This window comes from Streptomyces sp. NP-1717, assembly GCF_022695985.1.
Lineage (GTDB): Bacteria > Actinomycetota > Actinomycetes > Streptomycetales > Streptomycetaceae > Streptomyces.
In genome coordinates this window covers 1-3704 of the sequence record NZ_JAAPBF010000380.1, presented here as the reverse complement: position 1 = coordinate 3704, position 3704 = coordinate 1, and the positions used below count along the sequence as shown (strand labels likewise).

Sequence of the window (3704 nt, the reverse complement as noted above, 5' to 3'; positions counted from 1 at the left end):
CCCGAGCTCGGCGGCGATCCGGCCGTTCTTGACGGCCGTCACCAGCTCCGCGTGATCCGCCTCGGTGCGGTCCGCGTACGCCACGGCGAAGGCCGCGACCGCCTCGTCCAGCTCCTCGCTCTTGCCGCAGTACCCGGCGACGAGCCGCGGATCCACGCTGTGGGCGTGCGCCCTGGCCAGCAGGGCGCCGGTCATCCGCGCGTAGTCGTCGACCTGGTCGGCCGGGAGCGCGGCCGGATCCACACTGCCCTTGCGGTTCCTGAACTGCCGTACCTGATACGGCCTGCCGGCCACCGTCGTCCAGCCGAGCAGATTGTCGCTGACGACCTGCATCCGCTTCTGGCCGAGCACCACCCGGCGCCCCTCGTGCTCCACTCCCGGCGCCTCGAACCCCGCGGCCCCCAGGAACGGCACCAGCGCCGACGCCCGCGCCTCCTTCACCTGAAGCACCAGCGGCTCGCCCCGGTGGTCCAGCAGCAGCACCACGTACGACCGCGTCCCGACGCTGCCCGTGCCGACCACCCGGAACGCCACGTCATGGATCGCGTACCGCGCGAGCAGCGGCAGCCGGTCCGGCGAGAGCGTGCCCAGGTACTCGCCCAGCGAGGCCGCGACCGCCGCGGCCTCCGCGTCCGGCACCCGCCGGAGCACCGGCGGCGCGTCGACGAAGCGCCGCTGCGCCGCCGCCCCCGCGCTCCCGCTCCAGCGTCCCCATCAGATCGCGCGCGTCCGTGTGGGAGACGAGATCCTCGTCGGCGATCGCGTTCCACGCGTCCAGGGCCGGCAGCTTCGACAGCAGCCGCATCGTGCGCCGGTACGCGCCCACGGCGTCCTGAGCACCGCGGCGGCAGGTGTCCTCGTCGGCGCCGGCCTCACGCCCGGCGAGCACCAGTGAGGTCGCGAGCCGCTTGACGTCCCACTCCCAGGGGCCGACGACCGTCTCGTCGAAGTCGTTCAGATCGATGACCAGCCGGCCCCGCGCGTCCCCGTACAGCCCGAAGTTCGCCGCGTGCGCGTCACCGCAGATCTGTGCGCCCGCGCCCGTCACCGGCGTCCCGACCAGGTCGTGCGCCATCAGTCCGGCCGCGCCCCGCAGAAACGCGAAGGGTGCCGCGGCCATGCGCCCCACCCGCAGCGGCGCCAGCTCGGGCACCCGGTCACGGCTCGACTCCTCGACGGCCCGCACCGCGTCGGGCCGTGCGGCCGGAAGCACCAGCGAATCGTGCGAAGACCTCGGAACCCGCTCCCGCAGCGCCTTCCCCGCGTCCTTCGGCGTGCCCCGCCCGGCGCCCGCCGTCACGCGCCCCGCGAACCCGGGCACGACCGGAATACGCCCGTCAGCCACCACCGCACCGGCCTCGCCCATGGCACGCCGCCTCCCCCGCACTCGTCCGGCATCAACCGCCGACGACGTTACCGCCGCGCCCCGACAGCCGTCTCCCCCTGTGGACAACCCTCCAACGCGCCTGCCCCGACCGGCCCAGGCACCCCGTCAGGCCGCCGAGCCCTAGGTGTGGTTCGGGCAGCCGCTCTCGCCCGCCAGATGCTTCTCGGCCCACCGCCCCAGCTCCCGCAGCGCGGGCTCCATCGCCGCCCCCGCGTCCGTGAGCCGGTACGCGACCCGCAGCGGCGGCCCTTCGTCGACCTCGCGCACCACCAGCCCCGCGCCCGCCAGCTCCGTCAGCCGGTCGGACAGCATCCGCTCACTGATGCCGGGGATCGCCCGCCGCAACTCCGCGAAGTGCACGGGCCGTTGCATCAGGACGGACACGATCAGCCCGGTCCACCTCTTGCCGAACAGTTCGAAGACGCGCGTCATCCCCACGTCCACCGGCTTGCACGGATCCCCGTTTCCCTCCATGGCACCAGAGTACTGCGAACCCACGAAGGGGATGAAAAAAAGTAAGCTACTGTGTTATCCATAGGTACGCACAAAAGTGCAACACCGGCATCGGCCCTCAGCCGTGCCAGGACCACCCCTCTGTTCCCCATGGAGACCCTCATGGCCACGCTGCTGCACATCGACTCCGCCGTTTCCCCCCAGGGATCCGCCTCGCGCGACGTCACCGCCACCTTCGTCAAGAGCTGGCGCGAGCAGCACCCCGAGGGCGAGGTCGTCTACCGGGATCTCGCCGCGGCCCCGCTGCCGCACCTGGACATCGCCGCGGCCGCCGCGGGCCCGGACAACGCGCTGCGCGCGGAACTGGCCGCCGAACTCGCGGCCGCGGACGCCGTTCTCATCGGCGCCCCGATGTACAACTTCACGATTCCGTCCACGCTGAAGGCATGGCTGGACCACGTGATCATCCTTGGCTACAACGCCCTTGAGGAGAGTCCCGTCACCGGTACGCCGTTCACCGTGGTCGCCAGCCGGGGCGGCTCGTACGTGCCCGGCAGCCCGCGCGCGGATTTCGAGTTCGTCCAGAACTATCTGGAGAAGGTGCTGACCGGCATGTTCGGCGTCAAGGACGTCGACTTCATCGTCCCGGAACTGACCCTGGCCCACACGGTGCCCGCCATGGCGGACCTCGTCCCGCTCGCCGAGGCGTCCCGCACCAGGGCACGGGAAGAGGCCGCGCAGAAGGCCAAGGCCCTGGCCTCGCGCTTCGCCGCCTGACACGGACGGACACGCACCGGCACACGCACCGGGAACACGAACACACAGCGGCAACGGGCCGAACAGCCGGACAGACCGACCCGCACCCCGAGCGCCACGGGTGCGGGTCGGATCATGAACGCACCCACCCGCCCGGTGACATGCGTCACCGCGCCAGAACCGCACACCGGCACACCCGCACCGCACCCCACCCGACGCGGGGCAGACAACAAGCCACCTCGCACCCCACGCATCGCCGCGCGGGATCCGGGCATACGAGAAACGGGCCTCCGCCAGGACTTTCGTCTCTGGCGGAGACCCGTTTCGCCGGTTCTCCTGGTGCGCGAGGGGGGAGTTGAACCCCCACGCCCTTTCGGGCACTGGAACCTGAATCCAGCGCGTCTGCCTATTCCGCCACCCGCGCATTGGGTGTGCCGTCCGGCCTCTCACCTGCTGGTGTGATCGCCTGGCGACATCGAAAAGATTAGCACGCTGCGGAGCGTGGAATCACATCCGTTTGTCTCGGCGACCCGGCCGGGGAACAAGCAACCTCAAGCGGCCTCCCCCCACTCCTCCGGAGTGCACCCCGGGTGCGGGACACTGTCCTGAGGCCGCCTCTACGATCCGTGTGAGAGGGGACACTCATCGACGGGGCAGACAAGGGGAACCAGCCGATTTCCCGACGCGTGGATACGATCAGTAAGCAGTACCAGGACGGCAACGACGGAGGAGGTGCCCCATGGGAGTCCTGAAGCGCTTCGAGCAGCGACTCGAAGGTCTGGTCAACGGCACCTTCGCGAAGGTGTTCAAGTCCGAGGTCCAGCCTGTGGAGATCGCCGGCGCCCTTCAGCGTGAGTGCGACAACAACGCGACGATCTGGAACCGCGAGCGGACCGTCGTCCCCAACGACTTCATCGTCGAGCTGAGCGCGCCCGACTTCGAGCGCCTCAGCCCGTACTCGGGTCAGCTCGGCGACGAACTCTCCGGACTCGTCCGCGACTACGCGAAGCAGCAGCGCTACACCTTCATGGGCCCGATCAAGGTCCATCTGGAGAAGGCCGACGACCTCGACACCGGTCTGTACCGGGTGCGCAGCCGCACCCTGGCG

Annotated in this window: 3 protein-coding genes, 1 tRNA gene and 1 pseudogene; 2 read left to right on the top strand and 3 right to left on the bottom strand. The window is 70.6% G+C overall.

From position 1 onward, the window contains the following. Positions 1 to 1366, bottom strand: a pseudogene (locus tag GXP76_RS34595) (DUF2252 domain-containing protein); the annotation flags it as partial. A gap of 141 nt (positions 1367 to 1507) precedes the next feature. Further along, positions 1508 to 1861, bottom strand: a complete 354-nt coding sequence (locus GXP76_RS34590; RefSeq protein ID WP_242575576.1) for a helix-turn-helix domain-containing protein — start codon at positions 1859 to 1861, stop codon at positions 1508 to 1510. 141 nt (positions 1862 to 2002) lie between these two features. Here GXP76_RS34590 and GXP76_RS34585 point away from each other — a divergent pair, with 141 nt between their 5' ends. Then, complete coding sequence (locus tag GXP76_RS34585) at positions 2003 to 2617, top strand: FMN-dependent NADH-azoreductase (RefSeq protein ID WP_242575575.1); 615 nt, start codon at positions 2003 to 2005, stop codon at positions 2615 to 2617. Positions 2618 to 2933: 316 nt separating this feature from the next. Here GXP76_RS34585 and GXP76_RS34580 read toward each other — a convergent pair. Continuing rightward, positions 2934 to 3020 (bottom strand) — tRNA-Leu (locus tag GXP76_RS34580). Between the two features lie 315 nt (positions 3021 to 3335). Between GXP76_RS34580 and GXP76_RS34575 the strand changes: the two genes are divergently transcribed. Next, positions 3336 to 3704, top strand: a 369-nt coding sequence (locus GXP76_RS34575; protein WP_242575574.1) for a DUF3662 domain-containing protein, incomplete at its 3' end; no start/stop codon positions are given.

Excerpts from the sequence above, each read along its gene's own strand:
- GXP76_RS34590 (WP_242575576.1), bottom strand. The coding sequence starts at position 1,861 with ATGGAGGGAAACGGGGATCCGTGCAAGCCGGTGGACGTGGGGATGACG.
- GXP76_RS34585 (WP_242575575.1), top strand. The coding sequence starts at position 2,003 with ATGGCCACGCTGCTGCACATCGACTCCGCCGTTTCCCCCCAGGGATCC.